General features: G+C 62.7%; 21 protein-coding genes, 1 tRNA gene and 3 pseudogenes. 16 read left to right on the top strand and 9 right to left on the bottom strand.

The window, feature by feature from the left end; translation table 11 throughout:
* The first annotated feature begins 235 nt into the window (after window positions 1–235).
* The 5 genes from AB3X96_RS32895 to AB3X96_RS32875 all read left to right on the top strand — a co-directional run bounded on the left by AB3X96_RS32895 (window position 236) and on the right by AB3X96_RS32875 (window position 5,677).
* The gene (locus AB3X96_RS32895) at window positions 236–1,039 is read left to right on the top strand and encodes a gamma-glutamylcyclotransferase family protein (protein ID WP_368592940.1); all 804 of its coding nucleotides are present in this window, start codon (window positions 236–238) and stop codon (window positions 1,037–1,039) included.
* Window positions 1,040–1,243: 204 nt separating this feature from the next.
* A complete protein-coding gene (locus AB3X96_RS32890) occupies window positions 1,244–2,572 on the top strand; it encodes an LLM class flavin-dependent oxidoreductase (RefSeq protein ID WP_368592939.1) in 1,329 nt (442 codons plus the stop codon).
* 4 nt (window positions 2,573–2,576) lie between these two features.
* Window positions 2,577–3,542: an aliphatic sulfonate ABC transporter substrate-binding protein gene (locus AB3X96_RS32885; RefSeq protein ID WP_368592938.1), complete on the top strand. Its 966-nt coding sequence runs from the start codon at window positions 2,577–2,579 to the stop codon at window positions 3,540–3,542.
* 156 nt (window positions 3,543–3,698) lie between these two features.
* Window positions 3,699–3,878 (top strand): hypothetical protein, encoded by a 180-nt coding sequence (locus AB3X96_RS32880; RefSeq protein WP_368592937.1) that lies wholly within the window; start codon window positions 3,699–3,701, stop codon window positions 3,876–3,878.
* Window positions 3,879–3,913: 35 nt separating this feature from the next.
* Window positions 3,914–5,677 carry an ATP-dependent DNA helicase RecQ gene (locus AB3X96_RS32875; RefSeq protein WP_368592936.1) on the top strand — a complete coding sequence of 588 codons (1,764 nt, stop codon included), beginning with the start codon at window positions 3,914–3,916 and terminating at the stop codon, window positions 5,675–5,677.
* A gap of 50 nt (window positions 5,678–5,727) precedes the next feature.
* On the opposite strand, the gene AB3X96_RS32870 is transcribed toward AB3X96_RS32875, so the two are convergent.
* From AB3X96_RS32870 to AB3X96_RS32855, 4 genes are all read right to left on the bottom strand, one after another.
* Window positions 5,728–5,910 (bottom strand): hypothetical protein, encoded by a 183-nt coding sequence (locus tag AB3X96_RS32870; RefSeq protein WP_368592935.1) that lies wholly within the window; start codon window positions 5,908–5,910, stop codon window positions 5,728–5,730.
* A gap of 160 nt (window positions 5,911–6,070) precedes the next feature.
* Window positions 6,071–6,143, bottom strand: a tRNA-Lys gene (locus AB3X96_RS32865).
* Between the two features lie 68 nt (window positions 6,144–6,211).
* Window positions 6,212–6,619, bottom strand: a complete 408-nt coding sequence (locus AB3X96_RS32860; protein WP_176111097.1) for an Hsp20/alpha crystallin family protein — start codon at window positions 6,617–6,619, stop codon at window positions 6,212–6,214.
* Window positions 6,620–6,646: 27 nt separating this feature from the next.
* Window positions 6,647–7,090, bottom strand: a complete 444-nt coding sequence (locus AB3X96_RS32855) for an Hsp20/alpha crystallin family protein (RefSeq protein ID WP_368592934.1) — start codon at window positions 7,088–7,090, stop codon at window positions 6,647–6,649.
* 244 nt (window positions 7,091–7,334) lie between these two features.
* On the opposite strand from AB3X96_RS32855, the gene AB3X96_RS32850 reads away from it, so the two are divergent.
* The 3 genes from AB3X96_RS32850 to AB3X96_RS32840 all read left to right on the top strand — a co-directional run bounded on the left by AB3X96_RS32850 (window position 7,335) and on the right by AB3X96_RS32840 (window position 8,602).
* Window positions 7,335–7,718: a hypothetical protein gene (locus AB3X96_RS32850; RefSeq protein WP_368592933.1), complete on the top strand. Its 384-nt coding sequence runs from the start codon at window positions 7,335–7,337 to the stop codon at window positions 7,716–7,718.
* 11 nt (window positions 7,719–7,729) lie between these two features.
* Window positions 7,730–8,071: a cupin domain-containing protein gene (locus AB3X96_RS32845; RefSeq protein ID WP_368592932.1), complete on the top strand. Its 342-nt coding sequence runs from the start codon at window positions 7,730–7,732 to the stop codon at window positions 8,069–8,071.
* Between the two features lie 63 nt (window positions 8,072–8,134).
* On the top strand, window positions 8,135–8,602 hold the full coding sequence (locus tag AB3X96_RS32840) for a PRC-barrel domain-containing protein (protein WP_368592931.1): 468 nt from the start codon (window positions 8,135–8,137) through the stop codon (window positions 8,600–8,602).
* A 63-nt stretch (window positions 8,603–8,665) separates the two neighbouring features.
* Here AB3X96_RS32840 and AB3X96_RS32835 read toward each other — a convergent pair whose 3' ends face one another.
* The 3 genes and pseudogenes from AB3X96_RS32835 to AB3X96_RS32825 all read right to left on the bottom strand — a co-directional run.
* A complete protein-coding gene (locus AB3X96_RS32835) occupies window positions 8,666–9,976 on the bottom strand; it encodes an NAD(P)/FAD-dependent oxidoreductase (protein ID WP_368592930.1) in 1,311 nt (436 codons plus the stop codon).
* A gap of 25 nt (window positions 9,977–10,001) precedes the next feature.
* Complete coding sequence (locus tag AB3X96_RS32830) at window positions 10,002–10,898, bottom strand: saccharopine dehydrogenase C-terminal domain-containing protein (RefSeq protein WP_368592929.1); 897 nt, start codon at window positions 10,896–10,898, stop codon at window positions 10,002–10,004.
* Between the two features lie 70 nt (window positions 10,899–10,968).
* A pseudogene (locus tag AB3X96_RS32825) lies at window positions 10,969–11,376 on the bottom strand (saccharopine dehydrogenase NADP-binding domain-containing protein); the annotation flags it as partial.
* A gap of 296 nt (window positions 11,377–11,672) precedes the next feature.
* Between AB3X96_RS32825 and AB3X96_RS32820 the strand changes: the two are divergent.
* The 3 genes from AB3X96_RS32820 (at window position 11,673) to AB3X96_RS32810 (ending at window position 16,193) form a co-directional block, all read left to right on the top strand.
* Entirely contained in the window at window positions 11,673–11,981 is a 309-nt protein-coding gene (locus AB3X96_RS32820) for a hypothetical protein (RefSeq protein ID WP_368592928.1), read from the top strand.
* Between the two features lie 259 nt (window positions 11,982–12,240).
* On the top strand, window positions 12,241–13,374 hold the full coding sequence (locus AB3X96_RS32815; RefSeq protein WP_368592927.1) for a substrate-binding domain-containing protein: 1,134 nt from the start codon (window positions 12,241–12,243) through the stop codon (window positions 13,372–13,374).
* On the top strand, window positions 13,371–16,193 hold the full coding sequence (locus AB3X96_RS32810; RefSeq protein ID WP_368592926.1) for an ATP-binding protein: 2,823 nt from the start codon (window positions 13,371–13,373) through the stop codon (window positions 16,191–16,193). The genes AB3X96_RS32815 and AB3X96_RS32810 overlap by 4 nt, the downstream gene beginning before the upstream one ends.
* 39 nt (window positions 16,194–16,232) lie before the next feature.
* Here AB3X96_RS32810 and AB3X96_RS32805 read toward each other — a convergent pair whose 3' ends face one another.
* Both AB3X96_RS32805 and AB3X96_RS32800 read right to left on the bottom strand, forming a co-directional pair.
* Window positions 16,233–17,813, bottom strand: coding sequence for a response regulator (locus tag AB3X96_RS32805; RefSeq protein WP_368592925.1), 1,581 nt, complete (start codon window positions 17,811–17,813; stop codon window positions 16,233–16,235).
* A gap of 206 nt (window positions 17,814–18,019) precedes the next feature.
* Window positions 18,020–18,337 (bottom strand): annotated as a pseudogene (locus AB3X96_RS32800) (hypothetical protein).
* A 192-nt stretch (window positions 18,338–18,529) separates the two neighbouring features.
* On the opposite strand from AB3X96_RS32800, the pseudogene AB3X96_RS32795 reads away from it, so the two are divergent.
* From AB3X96_RS32795 to AB3X96_RS32775, 5 genes and pseudogenes are all read left to right on the top strand, one after another.
* A pseudogene (locus tag AB3X96_RS32795) lies at window positions 18,530–18,917 on the top strand (TSUP family transporter); the annotation flags it as partial.
* Window positions 18,918–18,957: 40 nt separating this feature from the next.
* Complete coding sequence (locus AB3X96_RS32790; RefSeq protein WP_368592924.1) at window positions 18,958–19,389, top strand: YeeE/YedE family protein; 432 nt, start codon at window positions 18,958–18,960, stop codon at window positions 19,387–19,389.
* A gap of 1 nt (window position 19,390) precedes the next feature.
* A complete protein-coding gene (locus tag AB3X96_RS32785; protein WP_368592923.1) occupies window positions 19,391–19,828 on the top strand; it encodes a DUF6691 family protein in 438 nt (145 codons plus the stop codon).
* A 63-nt stretch (window positions 19,829–19,891) separates the two neighbouring features.
* Window positions 19,892–20,422 carry a cytochrome b gene (locus tag AB3X96_RS32780; protein WP_368592922.1) on the top strand — a complete coding sequence of 177 codons (531 nt, stop codon included), beginning with the start codon at window positions 19,892–19,894 and terminating at the stop codon, window positions 20,420–20,422.
* A 307-nt stretch (window positions 20,423–20,729) separates the two neighbouring features.
* A complete protein-coding gene (locus AB3X96_RS32775) occupies window positions 20,730–22,115 on the top strand; it encodes a cytochrome C (RefSeq protein WP_368592921.1) in 1,386 nt (461 codons plus the stop codon).
* Window positions 22,116–22,142: the final 27 nt, after the last annotated feature.

The following is a 22,142-nucleotide window of genomic DNA, read 5'->3' as shown; positions in this document are numbered from 1 at the left end:
TGTCGAAAGATCTTCCGTTGCGCGTCACCTGTCCGGATCTACCGGATTGTACGTGCCGGCTCGCACAGGACGCTTTCGACTTAGAATCGCTCCGTGCGTCGGTCCTGCCGCCAGTTTTGATTTCAGTTGGCTCGGAAATCCGGTTGGACGACCCTGAGGCCAGGCGCGCGCGTTTGCCGGGGCCGCCCTGGCTGAAGCGATCATCTGCGGTAACGCATTGGACGGAGATACGACGATGTCGGCGATGGCAAAGATTCGAGGATTCGTTGTAGCGCTAGCGCTGCTTGGCTCGGCAGCGCTAGCGCAGACCACCGACTTCTGGGGAACGCGTCTTCCCGATCAGCCGACGCAGTTCATTTTCGGCTACGGATCGCTCATCAACACGCCATCGCGCGCTGCCACGGCCGGCAAGCCGGTTGCGGCGATTCCGGTGCGCGTGTCGGCGGCGTTCGGCTATGTGCGCAGCTGGAGCGACCGCGCATCCTCGGGGTTCACGGCGCTCGGCCTGCGGCGTCCGTTCGAGGGCGAGACGCCGATGACGATCAATGGAGTGATCTATCCCGTTGCCGGCAACGACATGTCCGCGTTCGACGAGCGCGAGAAGGGATACGTGCGCGTCGAGGTGCCGCGGGCGCTTATCGAGGCGGTGTCGTGGCAGCCGCTGCCGACGCAGGGAACTGTCTGGGTCTACGTGCCGAAGGCCCAAGGCAAAGCGCCGGGAGAAGGGCTTCCGGTGCCTGACGCGAAATTCCCGCTCGTCGAGTCGTATATCGATGTTGTTATCGAGGGGGCGCTAGAGTACGGGCCGGAATTCGCGCGCGAGGTCATCGAGACGACCCGAGACTGGAGTCCCTACTGGCTCGACGACCGCACGCTCGCACGCCGGCCATGGGTGTTCAACAAACAATATGCGCAGGTCGATGCCCTGCTCGCGACCTCGGCGCCTTGCTTCGCGCAGCGGGCGTTCTCCGAGGACTATGCCGCCGCGATCGCCAAACGCAAAAGTCCCGTGTGCATTCTGGTGAATCACGGTAGCTAGACCGGGTACCGCCCTCCGGGCATCAATGCGACCAAACAGCTCAAACACAAAGCGTTGCCGCGCAACGCGCGCGTTCCGTCCGCATCCGGGCACGCATTGATATCGATATCTGACTTTGTTCGTTTGAACCGCCGGAGAGCGGCAATAGAATGAGTCGCTTCATCGTCGTCGCGTCCCTGCGCACACGCAGGACACAGTTCGCCCATGCCCCGCCCTATCCATCTGAATCTGTTCATTCACGGCCGCGGTCATCACGAAGCGGGTTGGCGCCATCCGGGCGCGACGCGTAAGGCCCTGACCGACATCACCTATTTCGCCGATCTTGCGAAGCGCGCCGAGGCGGGCCGCTTCGATTCGATCTTCTTCGCCGATGCCCTCGAACTCGGCGACGGTGCGCGCTACGTCGCAAGCGGCGCACTCGAACCGATAACGGCACTTGCCGCGCTCGCGCGCGAAACGACCCGCATCGGCCTGATTGCGACGGCATCGACGACATACACCGAGCCGTTCAATCTGGCGCGCCAGTTTGCGTCGCTCGATCATATTTCGGGTGGGCGCATTGGCTGGAACATCGTCACCTCGTGGGTGGGAGGCGCCGGCCCGAACTTCGGCTACGAACGTGCGCCCGAGCATGCCGAGCGCTACGCGCGCGCCGACGAATACGTTGGCGTCGTCAAGGCGCTGTGGGACAGCTGGGCCGACGACGCGATCATCGACGACCCGCAAACCGGACGCTTCCTCGAGCGCGAACGAGTGCGGCGCATCGACTGGAAAGGCAGCTTTTATCGCGTCGCCGGTCCGCTCAATCTGCCGCGCCCGCCACAAGGACGACCAGTGCTCGTGCAGGCGGGTTCGTCGGCGACGGGTAAGGCGTTTGCCGCCCGTCATGCGGAAGCGGTCTTCACCGCCCATCTGAGCAAGGCATCAGCGGCGGATTTCTACACCGAACTCAAGCAAGGGGCGATTGCCGCCGGCCGACGTGCGGACGACATCGTCATCCTCCCAGGTCTGAGCGCGGCGATCGGCCCGACCGACGCGCAAGCTCACACGCTGCTCGAAGAACTCAATGCGCTGACCGATATCGAAGTCGGCCTGAGCCGGTTGTCGAACCGCTTCGGCGGGTACGACTTCTCCGCATTGCCGCTCGATCAGCCGCTCTCGCGCGACGACTTCCCCGACCCTTCGACGGTGCAGGCAGCGCAAAGCCGCGCCGCCGTCATCACCGATCTCGTCGCGCGCGAACGGCCGACGCTGCGCGGACTCCTGCGCCAGCTCGCCGGCGCGCGCGGCCACTTCACGGTGGCGGGTTCGCCGGAGCGCATCGCGGACGTCATCGAAGACTGGATCGAGAGCCGCGCGGCCGATGGCTTCAACCTCATGCCGCCCGTGCTGCCGGCACAGCTCGATATCTTCGTCGATCATGTCGTGCCGATCCTGCAAAAGCGCGGGCTATTCCGGCGCGACTACGAAGCCGATACGCTGCGCGGCCATTACGGACTCGGCCGGCCCGCCAACCCGTATTTCCAGAACTGACACCATGCGTCCACTCCGCGGCTTGTGGTGGCGAACGTTCGCGGCGTTCGTCGTCTGCTTTGGCTATCAGGTCCCGGCTCAAGCCGACGCCGCCTGGCCCGCGACCATCAACATCGGCATCCAGAAAGGCGATCCGCTCGTCGCGTTGCGCGCATCCGGCGAACTCGAAAAAGCTTTTGCGCAACACGGTGTCGCGGTCAAGTGGATGGAGTTCGTCTATGGCGCGCCGCTCGTCGAAGCGATCAACGCCGGTGACGTCGACGTCGGCACAGTAGGCGCGACGCCGCCTATCCTCGCGCAGGCGGGCGCCGCGCCCGGCGTTGTCTACGTCGCGTCCGCGCCGCGCATGCAAAAGAGCTACGGGCTGATCGTGCCGGCGAACTCGCCCGCGCGGCGGATCGAAGATCTGAAGGGTAAGAGAATCGCCTTCGCGAAGGGCTCGCAAGGACATCTGTTCGTGCTGAAGGCGCTCGCCGATGCGGGACTCCCAGCGTCGGCAGTCCAGTTCGTTTATCTGAACTACAGCGACGCGCGCGCCGCGTTCGAGCGCGGCTTCATCGATGCGTGGGCGGTGCCGGACCCGCGCTATGCCGATACGGAACTCGCGACGGGCGCGCGCACGATTCTGTCGATCGGGCAACTGTCGGTGCCGCAGTACGGCTTCTACATCGGCTCACGCGAGTTCGCGCAGCGTTATCCCGCCGCGTTGCGTCTGCTGTTCGATGTGCTCGACCGGCAAACGGCGCTTGAACTGGCGCATCCCGCGCAGACGGCGCAGTTCCTGTCGCAGAACACGGGCGTTCGGCTGGAAATCTGGACGCGGGCGCTGCCGCGGCTCGAATGGGGCGTCCACTATCCGCTCACCGACGAAGTCGTCAAGGCTCAGCAGGACTGCGCCGATCTCGCTTATCGCGAGCACGTCATCCCGCGCAAGATCGACGTACGCGAAGCCATCGTCGATATCCGGTAGTCCGGGATCGCGCGATCATCGACGAATCGGCTGGGCAAGCGTGTCCGCGGGGGCCGGTTGCGCGTGGATGCAGAACTGGCGAAGCTCATCGCACGGCGCTTTCGCGAATCGCGTCGGATCACTATCCGTTGATCGCGCATATCAGTGCGTCGGTTAATGAATGATCCGCGCGCGGCTTCCGGCTATTTGTGCAATTCGCTGCGCAACGTCGCGATGTCGTTGGCGGTGACGGGCTGCGCATTGTTGCCCCAGGCGCAGCGGATCTTCAACGCCTGGGCGATCCCGCCCGCGTCGCCCCGTCGAGGTACGGTGGTTGCTACGTCGCTGGCGGACTAGCTGCGCCCCCAGGCCAACCGGCAAACCCGATCTTCATGACTGACACCGACACCACGCGCGACACGTCTGCCCGTCTGAATGCAATGCGCAGGACGCTGCGTGAGGTTTTCGGCATCCGCCGGCTGCGCCCCGGCCAACGGGAGATCGTCCGCAGCGTGCTCGAACAGCGCGACACGCTCGCCGTGATGCCGACGGGGGCCGGCAAATCGCTGTGCTACCAGTTACCGGCGTTGCACCTCGACGGTTGGACGCTCGTCGTGTCGCCGCTGATCGCGCTGATGAAAGACCAGTTCGACAAGCTGCGCGAGGCCGGCATCGACGCCTGGCGGATCAATAGCGCGGTGCCGGCTGCCGAGCTGCGCGAGACTTACGAAGCGTTGCGCGACATGCGCCGCGGCATCGTGTTCGTCACGCCCGAGCAGCTGACCCGGCCCGAGCTGATCGACGCATTGCAGGCGGGCTCGCACCAGCGCATCAAACTCGTGGTCGTCGATGAGGCGCACTGCGTATCGCAGTGGGGCCACGACTTTCGCCCGGCGTTCCTGCGCATCGTCGATGCGGTCAAGGCGCTCGGCAAACCGCCGATCCTCGCGCTGACCGCGACGGCGACGCCGGACATCCGCGAGGACATCGTGCGTTCGCTCGGCCTTCACGAGCCGCGCATCGTGAACACTGGCGTGTATCGCGACAACCTTCACTATCGAGTGACGCAGGTGTCGGTGGGTGGCGGACGACAGCGGGCATCGACGCGCGCGAGAGAGGCGAAGACGGACGCGTTGCGCACGCTGCTCGCGAGCGAATCCGGCCGAGGCATCGTCTACACGGCGACCGTGCGCGAAGCCGAACGACTCGCGGCGACGGTGCGCAGCTGGGAAGTTGCCGCCGCCTGCTATCACGGCCGTTTGTCCGCGCGCGATCGGCACGTTGCGCAGGAGCGTTTCGTGTCGGGCGACGTGCGCGTGATGATCGCAACCAACGCGTTCGGGATGGGCGTCGATATTCCCGATATCCGCTTCGTCGTCCATTACCAGATTCCCGGCAGCATCGATGCGTACTATCAGGAAAGCGGACGCGCGGGACGCGACGGCAAGGTCGCGCGCTGCGAGCTGCTGTTCGACCTGAACGATCGGCGTGTGCAGCAGTTTCTCGCGCTGGGCCGCTACCCCGATGCTGCGCTGCTGCGGCGGATCTGCGACGTACTCGCGCAGCGCGCGAAAGCGCCCGGTCCTGGCGTGACCGCGCGCGAGCTGCTCGACGCGGTGCCGGACGTGGGCCGCAACAAGCTCGCCGTGGCGATGAAAATGCTGACCGACTCCGGGCACGTATCGCGTAGCCGGCTGCAGCGGTATCGGCTACGCGAGCGTGGCCCCGAGCGTGGACGCGATAGCGCCGAGGACAGCGCGATCGAGGCTGCGGTCGAACGCTATGCGCAGCTCGCGACGCGCGATCGCGACGCACTCCAGCAGATCATCGATTACGCGCAAACCGGCGGATGCCGATGGCGCGTGATGCTCGAATATTTCGGCGATGCGCAGGGATTCGAGCGCTGCGGCACTTGCGACAACTGCCTGAACCCGCTCGCAGCGACGCTCGAAGCGCAACGAACCGCCGCCGACGACAAGCGGCCGCCGCGCCACGCCAGCAGGAAGGCGCGCTTCGGCCGCGGCGACCCGGTCCGCGTGCGCAAATACGGCTCGGGCCACGTGGTGTTTTCAACCGACGAACAGGTCGCGGTGCTGTTTCCCGATGGCACGACCCGCACCTTCATGGCGCGGTTCGTGAAGGCCGAGATCGCGTGATGCGCGGCAACGCGACGGACAGCTCTACACGCGAGACGCTGTGCGCATCGTCATTGGCCGCCCTTTTCCTGCGATGGCTTCACTTCGGACAGGTCTTCTTCTTTGACTTCTGCTTGCCGCACGTTCGTGCCGTCATCGCCGGATTCGGAAATGTCCGTTTCGAACGTGCCTTCGTTGCCCGTGTCGGCGTCAGCCGGTTTCGGCGTTTTCGGCTGTTGTTGCTGGGTCGTCATGATTTGCTCCTTGCAGTGTCACACGGCGCGTGATGCCGCGCGTGAACATCACTCAGCATGGACGATGCCCGGGCACGCAAGACGTTTCATCGCCACGAAGTTCGCACTCGCAAGCAGGCGCGTTTTGCCTGTCGTCTGCGCCATACAGCTGCAACTCGTATGGGCCGTACCGGATTCGAACCAGTAACCAACGGATTAAAAGTCCGCTGCTCTACCAATTGAGCTAACGGCCCGGCGAGCCAGACCGTCACCCGCTGCGGGGTAATCCTGGCGTCGGTGCTAGCCGATGTCGATGGTTCGTTCAGTCGGTACGCACCTCGATCCGGCGCGGTCGCGCTTCGTCGCGGCGCGGTATCGTCAGCTTCAATACGCCGTCCTTCAGATTGGCTTCGATTTTCGACGCATCGAAGTCGGCGCTCATCGAAAACGCCCGCGCGAAGTGAGGCTGACGGATCTCCGCATGCTGCAGACGCAGTTCCGCCGGTGTCGGCACCATCGCCTCTGCTTCGATGTACAGGTTGCCATCGTGGACCTTGACGTCCAGCCGCTCCCGGGTCACGCCCGGAAGATCCGCCCACAGCGTGATGCCGTGGCTGTCCTCGAAGATGTCTACCGGCGGTGTCAACGTGATCCGGCGTTGCGACGCATCACCGTCGCGCTGGGCCACCGCCGTTTGGTCCTTTCTGGCGAGTTCAGTCGTGTCGTTCATGATGTCCTCCGTAGTTCTGCCAGCCGCTCACTGAACGGTGATCGCCCGCGGCTTTGATGCCTCGCTTTTGCCGATGCTCACCATCAGGCATCCATTGGTGTACCGCGCGCTGACCTTGCCAGGGTCCGCGTTTTGCGGGAGCTCGACCACGCGCCGGAACGTGCCCACGAATCGCTCCTGTGCATAGGTGCGCACATCGTCGCCGCGGGTTTCCGGTTGCGAGCTCGCGCGCTCGCCGCTGATGGTCAGCAAACCCTTGTCTAGCGATACGTCGAGCTTGGCCGGATCGACTCCCGGCGCGAACGCGACGATCTCGATCGAGTCGTCGGTCGAACCGATGTTGATCTGCGGGAAGGCGCCAGCGCGGCCAGAACGGATACTGGAAGGGAAGCCGCCGAAGAGGCTCGCCATCTGCCGTTGCAGACGGTCGAACTCACTGAACGGGTCGGTCCCGAAGTAAAGGTCACTCATGATCGTTTCCTCCTTCGATGCAGCACGGAAACGAACCGGCCTACGCGCTCCAGTCCGTCTGCCGGGCTGCGGGCAAACAAATCGAAACACGCAGCGCGCCGCATGGCCGGCGCGACTGCCTGAGCGGAATTTAGAATAGTATGCACGGAGAAAATTTCAAGGCGAGTAGCGCAAAATTTTGTTCTTGAATTCGGCTCGTTGAGCACTATTTTTACGACACTCCGACGAACCATGCGAGGTCTTCATGGAATTCGAACATGACTGGCTCACCCTTGGGCGGCACCGAATCCGGTTGCGCTCAACGAAAGGTTTTCCAAGCGAGACGATGCGCTCGGCGGCCGAAGTCATCCGGCTGGCGATCGACAACAATATGAGCGCCCGCGCGCGGCTGGTCGAAGTGGTATTCCGGCAGGAATCGGCTTACGAAATCTCTGTCGGCACCACTTTCCCGGACGATCGGCTTGGCGCGCCGCAGCTCGAAGCGGCGATCGCCACGGTGTTGGGTTTGCAGCTGGACCAGATCAATATCTTCGTGACGGTGGTGACGCAGGAAGAGGTCGATCTGCATTTCGGCGTCTACGAAAGAATGCTGGCCGAAAAACTCGGCGTCGTGCCGCCGATCCAGTAGGGAGAGATGGAATGATCGAACCAGTCGAATTTCTCACCACGATAGATGCCGCTTGCGACAGTTACCGAAATGAAGTCCTGACGACCGTCAATGATCACGACGTCCATATTAGCATGATGAATGCGCCATATTTTTGGCATATCCATCCCGACTCCGACGAAACGTTCATCGCGATCGACGGAACATTGATCATTGACTTCGACGACGGTCAGGTCGAGTTGCGGCGAGGCCAAATGCTTACGGTTCCAGCCGGCATGCGCCACCGTACCCGTCCTGCCACGGAACGCTCGATCAATCTGACGGTAGAAAGAACCAACGCCACGACGGTCCGCTGCGACTCACCTGCCGACTAGCTCGTTCGGTCGGGCATGGCGGTTGCGACCCGGCTGATACTAGCAGAAACGACGGAGGACATCATGACGAGGCTTGATCCACATCGAACGACCGGCGAAACGGGCGCGCGGATAGTTGGCGGTGGCGTAGGAGAAGGACCGGGGCCGGATGTGATGTCCGCCGACACACTGGACGGCAACAAGGTAATCACCACCGACGGCGAACATGTCGGCAAAATTTCCGACATCATGCTCGACGTCCGGGGTGGTCGCGTCGCCTACGCCGTCCTGTCGGAAGGAGGTTTCCTCGGCATGGGCGACACGCTGCACGCGATTCCGTGGAATGCACTCACTCTCGACACGGCGGAAAAATGCTTCCGTGTCGACATCACCGCGCAACGGATCAAGGACGACCCAGGGTTCGACAAGGATCACTGGCCGTCCATGGCAGATCCAGCATGGGGAACCGAGTTGCATAAGTACTACAACCGGCGACCATACTGGTCGGCGCCTGACACCAGAGACATACCGCTTGGTCCGATGGACGTATGAGGACATAAGCGGAGGCGGCTGCCCGCGAACATCAGCGGGCACCGGCCCCATCACAAGCGTCGGTCAGATGAGTTCACGGAGCTTGTAATACCACATGCCCAGAACCAAAGCCTGGGTGCGTAGCCTCTTGCCGCCCGGGAACCGTCGATGCCTGATGCGGCTGAACACGTCGAAGCGGGAAGCATCGCCGCCGATCGCGTCCGCCAGAATCTTGCCGGCCATTCCCGCGAACACCAGCCCATGTCCGGAGAAGCCTTGCACATAGTAGAGGTTGTCGGCGATACGACCGAGATCCGGCGCGCGGTTCATCGTGATGTCGACATAGCCGCCCCATGCATACTCGATGTTCACGTCGGCAAGTTGCGGAAACACGCCCGTCATGCGTCTGCGCATGCGGTCGATCAGATTGCGCGGGGTGGTGGCGTCATACGTTTCGCCTGCACCGAACAGCAAACGGTGATCCGCGCTCAGCCGGAAGTAGTCGAGTATCAGATTGTTGTCGGACGCCGCGGCGCGGCCCGGCATCAGCGCGTCGGCCCGCGCACTGGTAAGCGGTTCCGTCGCGATCATGTAGGTGCCCACGGGCATGATGCGGGCCTCGATCTCCGGTGCGGGATGATCGCCGAACTCTCCCAGATAAACGTTTCCAGCCATTACCACACGGTCACACGACACCTCTCCCTCGGCTGTCTTCACCACAGGCCGAGCGCCCCGATCGAGCCGCGACACGGCGGAATTCTCGAAAATCCTGACGCCCGCGCGACGCGCCGCCTCGCCGAGACCCAGGCAATAGAGAAGCGGATGAAGATGGCCAGACCCGGCGTCATACACGCCCGCGGCGAACCGCTGCGACTCTATATGAGCGTCAAGCGCCGTGCGGCCCAGCCATTCGAGCGGGTAGTCGTACCTGTCGCGCGTGCGCCGCACCCAGTTCATCAGTTGTTCCGCCTTCCGATCGCTGACGGCAAGCGTCAGATATCCGCGCCGATAATGGCAATCGATGCCGAAGCGCACAAGCCGATCTTCCAACAGTCGCATACCCTCCAGCGACACATCCCACGCCCTTCGCGCGACCTCGCGGGAACATTGGTGCTCGATTGCATCTTCACCCTCGTCGCCGAAGCCGACAATCGCGTGCCCACCGTTACGCCCGGACGCCCCCCAGCCGATGCGCTGCGCCTCCAGCAATGCCACGTCGAAGCCACGCTCGGCTAGCTCCAGCGCGCACGAAAGCCCCGCATAGCCAGCGCCGATCACGCACACGTCCGCGTTGAGTTTCTCCTGCAATGGAGGATGAGGCTGCGCACGGGTGACGCTCGCCTCGTAATACGAGTCCTCGACAACGCCCTGTTCCTTGTTCAACAGTGACGACATAAGCCGGTCTCCGAAGGTCTGCCCGCTATGGCACGCGTATGTTGAGAAATTGCCAGGGATCGTCGTCGCACGGCGAATCGTAAAGAAGCGAGCGTTGCGCGAGCGGCGTCCATGAATCATAGACGCCAATCATCTCGCCCAGATAGGGTCGCGCGACCCGCATCACGGTTTGATAGTCGATGTCGTCCGGCTCGACTACGCCGGCGTCCGGATTCCCGAGCGCCCATACGATGCCGGCCAGGATGCCGGCCACCACCTGCAGGCTCGTTGCGTCGTTATGCGGCGCGAGTCGACGGGCTTGCGGCGTGGTCAGGCGGGAGCCGTACCAGTAGACTCCGTTGTCGTTGCCCATCAACAGCACGCCGAGTTCGTCGGCGCCATCGACGATCTCATCGCGCATGATCCGCTTTTGGTCCTGCAGGCGCCAGCCTCGTCCGGCGAACTCGTCGATCGAAAGAAATGCATCGTCGCAGGGCCGGTAGGCATAGTGCACCGTCGGACGGTAGATCACTTCGCCATCCTTGCGAAGCGTCAGATGGTCGGCGATGGAGATCGACTCTCCGTGCGTAATGAGGAACCCATGATAACTACCGGCGAGCGGCGTCCAACTGCGTACGCGGGTCGCGAGTCCCGGGCGTTGCAGGTAGATCGCCGCATCACTGCCGAATCCGTGCCGACGCGCGTCCGCAGGCCAATGCCGTTCATGCGTACCCCATCCAAGTTCCGCCGGCTGCATGCCCTCTTCCACGAAAGCGTCGACGGACCACGTATTGACGAACTCGTTTCGCGCCTTGCGGCATTTGGCGACCTGGAAGTCCCGCTCCGCTACGTGAATCGCCTTGATGTTCAGCCGGTGTGCGAGCGCAGCCCAGTCCTCGTAGCTGCGCAGCGCTGTTGCCTCGATGCCGCTGTTGGAGGCCATATCGCGTGAGAATGGCGGTCGGACCGTCGCGCTTGTCGAGCCGAAAGGCCAGCAAAGCTTCGCGAAGCGCATAGTTGCTGCGCCTGGAGGCGGAACGATCGGGATCGGTCGACTCTCCTTCCCATGGCTCGATGGATGTGTCGAGATACAGCGCGCCACGAGACCAGCAGAAACGCACGAGCGATTCGCTCGACACGTTCACTGACAGATTCAGCACGAGGTCGCCTCTTTTGACGTAGCCAGCGAGCAGCGCCTCGAAGTTGTTCTCCGACAGCGCCTGCTCGACGACGCTCAGCCCGCATTCGCGAGCGATCGCCGTATCGTTGCCGGGCGGGCAAAACACGGTCACGTGTTTCGGGCAAACATCGATGTGCCTGAAAAGTATCGGTAGCAGCGAACTCGCGATGCTTCCTAGTCCAATGATCACGATATTGCCGTGACAAACGGCGTGCTTTGTCCAATTCACCTGCGCGCTCATCTCTGCTCCCAGCCACAGCGCTTCGGTATGCGCCTGTTCTCGTGCCCGGTCTTTGTGATTCATCGTGTCGGTCCGTACCAACCCGCTAGCATTCCGCATTCCGCATGCTGCTGCCCGCCTCCGTCGCAACCCTCGCGAGCTGCGAGGCTCGTCTGCGCATACGGCCGCGGCGGTTCGCCGGGAACGCGGGTTGCTAAAGATGCATCGTCAATATGAAACGCATAACGGAGACAGCCATGGGCTGCGCGCTTTTCGCGGCCGAACGGCGCGACCCGTTCAGTTGCGGGAGAAAAGCGATGTCCAGTCAGGAATACGCGCTGTATCGCGGCTGCAATATCGAGGTGAACGTCTCGCTATCGAAGACGCATTGGCTCGGCGGTAAATATCGCCGTTATCGCGTGTCATGGACCGTGAGATTGCCCGGCAATCCGCAACAGGAACGGGTCAGCTTTCCTGAGCAGTTCGATTTTCTGACTGAGCGGGAGGCGTTCAAGTATGGAGAAAATCGGGCGCACACCTATGTCGATTCGATGTTGTCGACGCCTTCTGAAAGGCGCAGGCTGCGCGACGAGGTCGCGCAGCCCGGCACGCGCCATGACGTTTGATGGCTCGAGCTGGCGCGGACCCTTTTGCTGAAGGCCGGCGAGCCGTCGCGTGAGGCGTGCAAGGCCTCCGCGCAGCTCGGGAAAGTCGATGCCGAGACTTCTCGCCCGTTCGTACGCATCCAGCGGCAGCGTGACGTTGCGCGCCGGCGCACGACCCGTGCCACGCGGGAATCGGGTTGTAATATGCTAACCAGCAAATGCTCCGCGAGCGGCTTGGGCGACACCAATCCACCTCGACGGAGCCCCGTGGAGGGACAGCATGAGAGGCTTCCTTCTGGCATTGGCATGCGCGTGTGAGCTGTCGGCGGCCACGGCGCAGGATTTATTACCTGCCCCTTCGACTTCAGCGCCGGTCGCCGCGACGGACTTTCTGGCCATGGCGAAGCGAGTGGTCGACGCCGCTTCGCGACCCGCTGCGCCCTGGAGCGGGCCGCGCAATGGCCCGCGCGCGCAATCCGGAAAACATATCGCCGTGGTCGCCGAGGATTTGCGCAACGGCGGCATCCTCGGGGTGGTCGATGGTGTGCTGGAGGCGGCCAAGGTCATAGGCTGGCGCGTCAGGATCTTCGATTCCGGCGGTACGGCCGAGCTCCGTCTGAAGATGCTCGCGAATGCGCTGGCAGGCCACCCCGACGGTCTGATCCTCGCCGGGGGCGACGCACATGCGCTGCTCCCTGCACTGCGGCAGTTTGCCGACAGCAACATCCCGATCGTCGGCTGGCACGTGGCGGCGCGGGCCGGACCCGTGCCAGGCACGCCCGTCGCGATGAACGTCTCGACGGATCCGCTCGAGGTTGCACGGGTGACCGCGCTCGCGGCCGTCGTGCAGTCTGCCGGACATGCGGGCGTCGTCATCTTCACTGATACCGGTTTCCGGATCGCACAGGAAAAGGCGGACACAATGGCTGCTGTCGTTCGCAAGTGCAGTGGCTGTACCCTGCTCGAAGTGCGCGACGTCGCGATCTCGCGCAGCGAGAAGCTGGTGCCGGAAACGACACGCGCCCTGCTCGCGCGTTACGGCCCGCGCTGGACCTGTGCGCTGGGGATCAACGACATCTACTTCGACTACGCCGTGCCGGTATTGACGCAGGCGGGAATACCAAACGCCGCAATGATCATGCTGTCGGCCGGCGACGGCAGCGAGTCCGCCTTCCTGCGCATCCGCACAGGTACATTCCAGACGGGAACCGTCGCCGAACCGCTGAATCTGCACGGCTGGCAGTTGGTCGACGAACTGAACCGGCTTTTGGCCGGAGAAGGCGTAACGGGTTACGTGAGCCCCGTGCATCTCGTCACGGCGGACAACATCGCCGCTGACGGCGGCGATCACCTGCTCTACGATCCTGACAACGGCTATCGCGACATTTATCGTCGGATCTGGCAACGCCCGTGAAACTGCCATTCCCACAATCGCTGAACGCTCAGTTTGCGCTCGTCGCCTCGTGCCTGGCCGCGCTGGTGGTCGTGATCGGCGCCACGTCGATCTACTCGTTGGCCACTTCGGCCTACTCGATCCGTCAGCTGGCCGAAGAGCGGCTCGCCCGCCTCGTGGATGCGCAGGATCTCGTGCAGCACACGCTGACGATCGAACGCCTCGCCTTGCAGCTGTCTAGCGACGATACGGTTGAAGCCGTGCGCGAGACGCATCGGCAGGTGCTCGAACAGTTGGCATCCTTCGACGGCCTGGTCAGCCGGCTGGCCTCGGCGACCAGGAGCGAAGACCCAGGTGTCGACCCGCTGACACTTTATCGGTCGAGTCAACGCTTTCGCAACATCGTCAACATCGAGGCGCAGGTGCGCGAGACCGCGCTCGCCCGCCGGGGTGCCTCGGCGTCGGTGCAACCGGCAGGCGTGTCGCTGGCCAGCCTCGACGCGGATCTGCGCGGCGCGGCCGACGCGCTCGCCGCCGCGGCACACCGGCAGTCGGATGATTTGACGAGCGAATACCGTGAAGCAGTCCAGGATCTGGCCGCTCACGCAGATCGCACTCGTAAATGGGTGGCAGGCGGACTCGCTGTCAGCCTGTTGCTCACCTGGCTAATCGCCCGCGAATTCCTCGGGCGCCATGTGGTAGCGCGCCTGCGCCGCGTCAGCCATTTTCTGCGACATGGCGATGCCGGGAACCCGCAAGCCGGCGTCCCCGTGCACGGCGGCGACGAGATTGCCGATATGGCGCGTGCTGTCGAGCAGTTCCTCGAAGACCGGCGCCAACGCCGCCAGGCCGAGCAGGCGCTAAAAGAACTCAACGCCGGACTCGAGGCACGCGTCGCCCAGCGCACGGCGGAACTCAGTACGGCGCTCGCGGGTCAGGCCGCCGAAATCGCCGAACGTCAGCACGCCGAAGATGCGCTTCGGGAAAGCGAGAACTTTCTTAACAGCATCATCGAAAACATCCCGGACATGGTCTTCGTCAAGGAGGCCGAGAGCTTCCATTTCGTGCGCTTGAACAAGGCGACGGAGCAACTTCTCGGCTACCGGCGCGAGGAGCTCCTCGGCCGCTCCGTCCATGACCTGTTTCCCGTCGACGAGGCCAATTTCTTCGCGCTGAAGGATCGCGAGGTGCTGGAGTCGCGGCAAATGATCGACATACCGGAGGAGCCGGTTCATACGCGCCATGGACTTCGCATCGTGCACACGATGAAGATTCCGATCGTCGATGTGCGCGGCGAGCCCCGGTTCCTGCTCGGTATCTCGCGTGATATCACGGAGCAAAGGCATGCCGAAGCGGAGTTGCGGCGCTATCGCGAGCACCTCGAAGACATGATTCGCGAGCGGACAGCGGAACTAGCCGTTGCCAAGGAGCGTGCCGATGCGGCCAATCAGGCGAAGAGTCAGTTTCTGGCACACATGAGCCACGAACTGCGCACGCCGCTCAACGGAATTCTTGGGTACGCGCAAATCCTCAAGCGCGACACGACCCTCGATCAGCACCAGCTCGACGGACTTGCAGTGATCCAGCGCAGCGGCGAACACCTGCTTACGCTCATCGACGACATCCTGGATATCGCCAAAATCGAGGCCGGGAGAATGGAACTCAATCTGTCCGACGTCCCGCTCGAACAGTTCGTCTCTTTTATCGCCGAGACGATACGGGTGAAGGCCACGGAAAAAGGCCTGGCCTTCGTTTGCGAGATGCCGCCGGATCTGCCCGCGTGTGTGCGGGTGGACGAAATACGGCTACGCCAGGCGCTGCTCAACCTGCTCTCGAACGCGATCAGATTTACCGAGCAGGGAAGCGTGCGTCTGCGCGTCGCTTTCACACCGCCGACGCGACTATGTTTTGAAGTCCGCGACACCGGCATCGGAATAGATCAAGGGCGTCTGGAGGAAATCTTCAGTCCTTTCGAGCAGGTCAGCGAGGACCATCATCGCTTTGGCGGTACGGGCCTCGGGCTAGCCATTAGCCGGCAACTCGTGCGCCTCATGGGAGGCGAGATCCATGTCGAAAGTCGCCGCGATATAGGCAGCGCCTTTTCGATCGAGCTGGACGTCGAGGTGGTAGCGCCTTGCGCGGCTGTCGCCACGCCCGAACGGATCGTGAGCGGCTACAGAGGGCCGCGCAAGACTATCCTCGTTGTGGATGACGTGGCGGAGAACCGTGCCGTGATGGTCGATATGCTCGGTCCGCTCGGATTCGACATGGCGCAGGCGGGTAATGGATCTGAAGCAATGGAGAAAATCGAATCCCTGCATCCTGCGCTCGTCCTGATGGACGTGGTCATGCCCGGGACGGACGGCCTCGAAGCCACGCGTCGCTTGCGCCAGATGGCCGAGTTCCGGGAGCTCCCGATCGTCGCAGTCTCCGCACGCGCGTCGAGAACCGATGCGGCGCAAAGTCTGGAGGCCGGCGCAAATGCCTTTCTGGCCAAACCGATCGACTTCGGCCAGCTATTGTCCGTCGTCGCGGCGCTCCTGAATGTCGAGTGGATCGATGCAGCTTCAGAGGCGCAAGTCACTGAAGCGGGACCATCTGCTGTACCCGCCGTCGCGCCTCTTCCGGACGACTTGAAGGCGCCCCCGCCGGAGGAAATTCAAGCGCTGCATTACCTCGCGCGACTCGGCGATATGCGTGCCATTGCGCAACACGCGCAACACTTGACGGAGCTCGACGAGCGCTATCGACCCTTCGCGGACCACCTCAGCAGGTTGGCGAAGGCTTACCAGTCCAAGTCGATTCTCAATTTCGTCGAGCAATATCTGGAAGGAAGATAAATCCGATGATTTGCGCCGCGGAACGTGAATCGCTTGGCCTTACCTTCCAACAGCATCGAGCGGAATGTGAATCGAAACCATGGTGCCCGCGCCGGGCGCGCTGTCGATTGAAAGCGATCCGCCGATCAGCCGCGCGCGCTCGTTCATGCCGAGCAGGCCATATGAATAGTCGCGCCTCACGACTTGCTGATCGAAGCCTCGGCCGTCGTCACGCACCTGCAGTAGGAGCTCCGCCGCTGTCGAAACAAGCGTCACCTCGACATGTGTGGCGTCGGCGTGCCGCGCGACGTTCGTCAGCGACGCCTGTGCGATGCGAAACAGGGCCGTCGCATGGGCGTCGGACAACGCGGGGTCGCCGCCTTCGATGCGCAATTCACACGCAATCGCATGGCGGCGGTTGAACTCCTCGACAAGCCATTCGAGCGCAGACACGATTCCGAAGTTGAGCGCGGCAGGCCGCAAATGGCTCGCGACATTGCGCACCATCGAGATCGTGCCTTCGACCAGTTGACGCATATCATCGGCTTTCTTCGACGCTTCCGCATCGTGCGCTATGCGCATCTTGAGCAACGACACGTCCATCTTGAGCGCAGTCAGCAATTGGCCCAGTTCGTCGTGAATCTCCATCGCAATGCGCTTTCTCTCTTCCTCGCGGATCGCCTCCATATACGCCGACAGTTCGCGCTGCTGCTCGCGTGATTCGACGAGTTCCTGTTCCATCTGCTTGCGACCCGTAATGTCGTTCAGGCCGACATAGACCGCGGGAGCATCGTCGTAAGTCGCGACGCGCGCCGTCGCCATCGCCCAGAACCGTGTACCGTCCGCACGCCGGAACTGTATCTCCCTATCGCGCAAGCTGCCCTCCTTGCGCAGATGCTCGATCAGACGCTCGCGCTCCCCCGGGTCGGCGTAGAAATCCGTGATATTGGCGGACAAGCGTTCGTCCATGCCGAACAGTTCGCGCAGCGGCTGATTCGTGTACAGGATGTGCCCGTCAGGCATCGAGGTGATGCACAGCGGCACCGGGCTCGTTTCGACAATTGCGCGAAAGCGGGCCTCGCTTGCCTGCAAGCACGCGTTCGCGCGCGCCAGTTCTTCCGTACGCAACGCGACACGCCGCTCGAGATCGTCGCGCGCTTGCGATAACGCAGCCTCCGTTTCCTTGCGCATGGCCACTTCCGCCAGCAGTTGCCGGTTTTGCGCGAGAACCCGCTTGTGCATCACCCGCAGCTCGAGATGCACGCCGACGCGCGCGACCATCTCGTCGACGCGCAACGGCTTGGTCACATAGTCGACGCCACCTGCAAGAAAACCTTCGACGCGGTCCTCGTTGCCCGTCAGCGAGGTCATGAACAGGACGGGAATATCACGCGTGCGCTCATCGAGCTTGAGGCGCCGACAGGTCTCGAAGCCGTCGATGCCCGGCATCTTCACGTCGAGCAGGATCACATCGGGCTGCGAGAAGACCGAGCGCTCCAACGCTTCGATACCGTCGAGCGCCACCAGCACGCGTATGCCTCGCGCTTCGAGACTGTCGACAACTACGCCGAGATTGCCCGGCGTATCGTCGACTATCAGAATAGTGCCGGTCTGCGCGACCGGGGTGGCGAAATGGCTCATGATGCGGTGTTCCCTTTCAGAGACCGCTCAACGAGTTGCAGGCTGTCCTATTCTGCACTCGATGTCAGAGCCTGGTCTATCGCGCGCTCGACGGTTTTGAAACGTCCGATGAAACAGCTGCACCGCGGCCTCACTGCCGCCGCACGCTGCTCGCCTCTCGCCCGCTTTGTTCCGCTCTTCTGCGTTTTTTGCTGCGTTGCGGCTCGCTATTGCGCCGCCTCGCCCACCACGGCCAGCAGCCGGACTGCGCGAGGCTCGGTCAGTTCGTCGATCAGGTCGGCTACTTCGCACAGCGCGCGAAAGTCATGCTCGTTGATCTGCTCCGCGTGATTGCGACGCAATTCGCGCATCGTTTCGCCCAGCCGTTTGAGCGCGTTGGGCGTGCTGTCGATCAGCGGCCAGCAGTGCATCAAATATGCGAGCGATTTCACGCTGCGCGCCTCGCATCACGTGTCGAACAGTCGTAGACATATCGAGTCGATCTGTTCGACGACGTTTTCCCGCTCCGACAGATAGCCCATCATGATCCATCAATTCGACATTGCATTTCGATACCTCATCATCTATGAGCAGAAGTCGTATCGCATTCAGTGCAAGCTGGAAAACCAGGGTGACACATCCTGATTCGCGTGTCAGGAAACCCTTAGGCCATGCCGATTCCGATGGAGCAAATCCTGACGGCTAAAACCAGCCCTTCCTGAGACGACATTCCGGCGACCGGCCGCTTGCGCTGGACCTGGCCGACCGCAGCCGCGCTCGCGGCGACCGGTTCGCTGACCGGATTGATGACGGGTATGCTCGGCGTCGGCGGCGGCTTCATCATCGTGCCGATGATGCGCAAGCTGACTGACGTGTCGATGCACGGCATCGTCGCGACTTCGTTGATGGTGATCGCGCTCGTCGGCAGTGGCGGCGTTCTCGCAACGGCCACCCACGGCGCAACACTTCCACTCGAAGTCGCGTTGTGGTTCACTGGCGCCACCGCCGCCGGAATGCTCAGCGGACGGCTCGCGTCGCATCGCCGCCCGTCATGTGCAGTTGGGCTTTGCGAGCATCCTCGTATGCGTGGCGCTCGGCCTGCTGGTCAAAGCGGCGCTGATGTAAGCGCTGCCGCAACCCACCCAACAATCAAACAGAGCGAACGATGATCGATTTCGACCATTTCACCCCGATCGCCTCCCTGTGCGGAGGCCTGCTGATCGGCGTCGCGGCTGCGGCGATGGTGCTTTTGCTGGGCCGCATCGCCGGAATCAGCGGGATAGTCGGCGGCCTGCTACGCTGGACGAAGCGCGACGGCGCATGGCGCGCCGCCTTCGTCGTCGGCCTGGTCGTTGCCGCGCTGATCGCGCGCGCGGTCGATGCGCCCGTCGCAATCACCGTCGACGCGTCGTGGCCCGCCGTGATCGCGGCCGGCTTGCTGGTCGGCATCGGCACCCGCTACGGCAGCGGCTGCACGAGCGGACACGGCGTGTGCGGCATTTCACGCGGCGCCACGCGCTCGCTGGTCGCGACGGTGACGTTCATGGCGGCCGGCTTCGTCACCGTCTATATCATTCGACATCTTCTCGGAGCCTAAGATGGCAACAGCTGTTTCATTCGTATGCGGGCTGCTGTTCGGCTTCGGCCTGCTGTTGTCGGGCATGGCGAACCCCGCCAAAGTGCAGGGCTTCCTCGATCTCGCCGGACGCTGGAACCCGTCGCTCGCTTTCGTGATGATGGGCGCGGTGGCCGTCGCGGCAATCGGCTTCGCGATCGCGAAACGCCGCGACAAGTCGCTGCTCGGATTGCCGATGCAAATTCCCGCGTCGACGCACGTCACGGCAAGGCTGGTGCTGGGCAGTGGCGCGTTCGGCATCGGCTGGGGAATTGCAGGGTTCTGTCCCGGCCCTGCGCTCGTCGCGCTCGGGCTCGGGTCGGCCAAAGCGTGGGTATTCGTGGCGGCGATGATCGCGGGAATGGCCATCTTCGAGTTATTCGAACGGCGCAGACAGGCGGCCTTGGCGACCGGTTCTTAACCTGCCCTTAAGGTGCCGCCGTGTACGATCCGTTTCGACAGAAACCAACTCACAGGCGCCCCTATGCAAGTCTCGACTGAACACCGCTATGACATCGTCGCCCGTTTGCTCCATTGGCTCGTCGTTGGGCTGGTAGCCGCGCAGTTCGTGATCGGCTGGACGATGCCGGACGTGCACCGCGATACCGTGCCGGACGGCGAAATCGCCTGGCACCTTGGCGTCGGCACCGCGCTGCTCGCGGCGATGGTGTTGCGGGTGCTGTGGCGCGTGACTCACCCGTCGCCGCCGGACAATCTGCCGCCGCTGTTTCGCGTCGCTTCCAAAGTCACCCACCTGGCGCTGTACGTGCTGCTCGTGCTGGTGCCGCTGCTCGGCTGGATCAACGCTTCGTCGCGCACGTGGACGGTACGCCTCGGCGGACTTGTTTCGTTACCCTCACTGTCGGCACCGGGCTCGTCATTCGGGCATGCCATGGGCGATGTGCATGGCGTTCTCGCGTGGGTGCTGTTCGGTGTCATCTGCCTGCATATCGCTGCGGCAATGTTTCATCAGTTCGTCTCCGGCGACCACGTTCTACAGCGCATGAAGATCTAGCGCGACCCCGAATAACCAAAGCCGCGGCAACTCAACAAGGCCCCTCTCGATCTCCCGCCTTGCGCGTTCAAGCGCATGCGCGGGAATAAATCGGCGTGCGCGCTCGTTCTGGAGTCTGGAGAAAGCGCTTCGCGCAGGCAAGCATCAACCCCAACGCGGCATCAGCTTGCCCCACTACGCCGATGTAAATGCGACGCCGGTCATGCCGAGCGCGAAGTGCGATGCTGTCGCCCGGTTTCCGCAGTGGGCAGGGATTCGTGCGCCCTGCGCATGACCGAATGCGGAACTGGCTGTCGGGGAGACGGACATGTCAAAGGCAATTGCAGGCGACGATGCCGCCCATCGGCTGATGGGTCACTTCTGGATGCTGGCGCTCGCCGTGCTTTGCCTGCTGGTTACTCCAGTCGTTCGAGCGCTGCCTATTTTCGCCCGTCAAACAGGGCAAAGCTGCGTCGCGTGTCACGCGGGCGGACAGTTTCCCGAACTGACGCCGTACGGTCGAATGTTCAAGCTCAATGGATATACCTTCGGCGAACGTACGGTCCCGATCGCCGTGATGGCGATGCTCGACATGACCAGGACGAGGCTCAACCATGATGCCAGCGGCAATATCGTCTCGCCCAAAGACGGTCTGCCGATCTTCGATTCAGCCAGCATCTTCCTCGCCGGCAAGATCACCGACAGGATCGGTGCGTTCACGCAATTCACTTACTCGAATTACGATCATCAGGGCAGCGACGGACACTGGATCGGCCACTGGGCATCGGACAACATGGATTTCCGTTATGTGGACAGGATCATAGGGGACGCCAGCGACCTGATTCTCGGCACCACCCTGCACAACAATCCGACCGCGCAGGATGTGTGGAACAGTTCTCCGGCATGGAGTTATCCGTACATTTCCTCTTCGATCAGCACGGTCGGCTCACCCCAATTTCAGCCAATCCTCGAAGGCACACTCGCGCAGCAGGTCGTGGGTGCGGGCGGCTACCTCTACTGGAACCGGACCGTCTATGCGGAGGTGTCGCTGTATAGCACCGCTGATGGCATCTGGTCGTTCATGAGCAAGGGCAACAAGGCCGGCGACCCCAACCACCCGCAGATCTATCTGAAGGGTCAAAATCCGTACTGGCGTCTGGCCCTGACTCATGAGTGGGGGCCGCACAACATCATGGTGGGGACCTTTGGCATCAATGCGAACGTCTATCCGAACGACGCGAACTCGATGCCGATCTTTACCCAGGGTGTCACCCGCTATCGCGACATCGGTGTGGATGCGCAGTACCAGTACATACTCGACCCGAACACCGTCACCGCACAGGCGCGCTACATCCATGAAAACATCAGCGATCCGGGTAACTTCGTGTTTGGCAACAGCCAGTCAGCGAATCTGAATTCCTTACGCCTGAAAGCCTCGTACATCTATCAGGCCAAATATGGCGTGAGTCTTTCGTTCTTCAACGTGACTGGCACCGCGGATAGTGTTGCGTACGCCGGCAGCGCGAACTCGTCGCCGGCCACGCAAGGGTGGATGCCCGAGATCTTCTGGATTCCGGTTCCGAACATTCGCGTCGGTCTTCAATACACGCATTTCACCAAATACCTCGGCGCCCGGTCGAATTACGACGGCCATGGACGCAATGCGAGCGACAACGACACGCTATTTCTATACCTATGGGCCGCGTACTGGTGACGGTATCGGCTCACGTTCTTTAGGAGG

It is taken from the genome of Paraburkholderia sp. BR13439 (assembly GCF_040948805.1).
In the GTDB taxonomy this organism is placed as follows: domain Bacteria; phylum Pseudomonadota; class Gammaproteobacteria; order Burkholderiales; family Burkholderiaceae; genus Paraburkholderia; species Paraburkholderia youngii.
The sequence above is the reverse complement of the archived record's forward strand: the minus strand, read 5'-3'. Positions and strand labels throughout refer to the sequence as shown.

Excerpts from the sequence above, each read along its gene's own strand:
- AB3X96_RS32895 (WP_368592940.1), top strand. The coding sequence starts at position 236 with ATGTCGGCGATGGCAAAGATTCGAGGATTCGTTGTAGCGCTAGCGCTG.
- AB3X96_RS32890 (WP_368592939.1), top strand. The coding sequence starts at position 1,244 with ATGCCCCGCCCTATCCATCTGAATCTGTTCATTCACGGCCGCGGTCAT.
- AB3X96_RS32885 (WP_368592938.1), top strand. The coding sequence starts at position 2,577 with ATGCGTCCACTCCGCGGCTTGTGGTGGCGAACGTTCGCGGCGTTCGTC.
- AB3X96_RS32880 (WP_368592937.1), top strand. The coding sequence starts at position 3,699 with ATGAATGATCCGCGCGCGGCTTCCGGCTATTTGTGCAATTCGCTGCGC.
- AB3X96_RS32875 (WP_368592936.1), top strand. The coding sequence starts at position 3,914 with ATGACTGACACCGACACCACGCGCGACACGTCTGCCCGTCTGAATGCA.
- AB3X96_RS32870 (WP_368592935.1), bottom strand. The coding sequence starts at position 5,910 with ATGACGACCCAGCAACAACAGCCGAAAACGCCGAAACCGGCTGACGCC.
- AB3X96_RS32860 (WP_176111097.1), bottom strand. The coding sequence starts at position 6,619 with ATGAACGACACGACTGAACTCGCCAGAAAGGACCAAACGGCGGTGGCC.
- AB3X96_RS32855 (WP_368592934.1), bottom strand. The coding sequence starts at position 7,090 with ATGAGTGACCTTTACTTCGGGACCGACCCGTTCAGTGAGTTCGACCGT.
- AB3X96_RS32850 (WP_368592933.1), top strand. The coding sequence starts at position 7,335 with ATGGAATTCGAACATGACTGGCTCACCCTTGGGCGGCACCGAATCCGG.
- AB3X96_RS32845 (WP_368592932.1), top strand. The coding sequence starts at position 7,730 with ATGATCGAACCAGTCGAATTTCTCACCACGATAGATGCCGCTTGCGAC.
- AB3X96_RS32840 (WP_368592931.1), top strand. The coding sequence starts at position 8,135 with ATGACGAGGCTTGATCCACATCGAACGACCGGCGAAACGGGCGCGCGG.
- AB3X96_RS32835 (WP_368592930.1), bottom strand. The coding sequence starts at position 9,976 with ATGTCGTCACTGTTGAACAAGGAACAGGGCGTTGTCGAGGACTCGTAT.
- AB3X96_RS32830 (WP_368592929.1), bottom strand. The coding sequence starts at position 10,898 with ATGGCCTCCAACAGCGGCATCGAGGCAACAGCGCTGCGCAGCTACGAG.
- AB3X96_RS32820 (WP_368592928.1), top strand. The coding sequence starts at position 11,673 with ATGTCCAGTCAGGAATACGCGCTGTATCGCGGCTGCAATATCGAGGTG.
- AB3X96_RS32815 (WP_368592927.1), top strand. The coding sequence starts at position 12,241 with ATGAGAGGCTTCCTTCTGGCATTGGCATGCGCGTGTGAGCTGTCGGCG.
- AB3X96_RS32805 (WP_368592925.1), bottom strand. The coding sequence starts at position 17,813 with ATGAGCCATTTCGCCACCCCGGTCGCGCAGACCGGCACTATTCTGATA.
- AB3X96_RS32790 (WP_368592924.1), top strand. The coding sequence starts at position 18,958 with ATGATCGATTTCGACCATTTCACCCCGATCGCCTCCCTGTGCGGAGGC.
- AB3X96_RS32785 (WP_368592923.1), top strand. The coding sequence starts at position 19,391 with ATGGCAACAGCTGTTTCATTCGTATGCGGGCTGCTGTTCGGCTTCGGC.
- AB3X96_RS32780 (WP_368592922.1), top strand. The coding sequence starts at position 19,892 with ATGCAAGTCTCGACTGAACACCGCTATGACATCGTCGCCCGTTTGCTC.
- AB3X96_RS32775 (WP_368592921.1), top strand. The coding sequence starts at position 20,730 with ATGTCAAAGGCAATTGCAGGCGACGATGCCGCCCATCGGCTGATGGGT.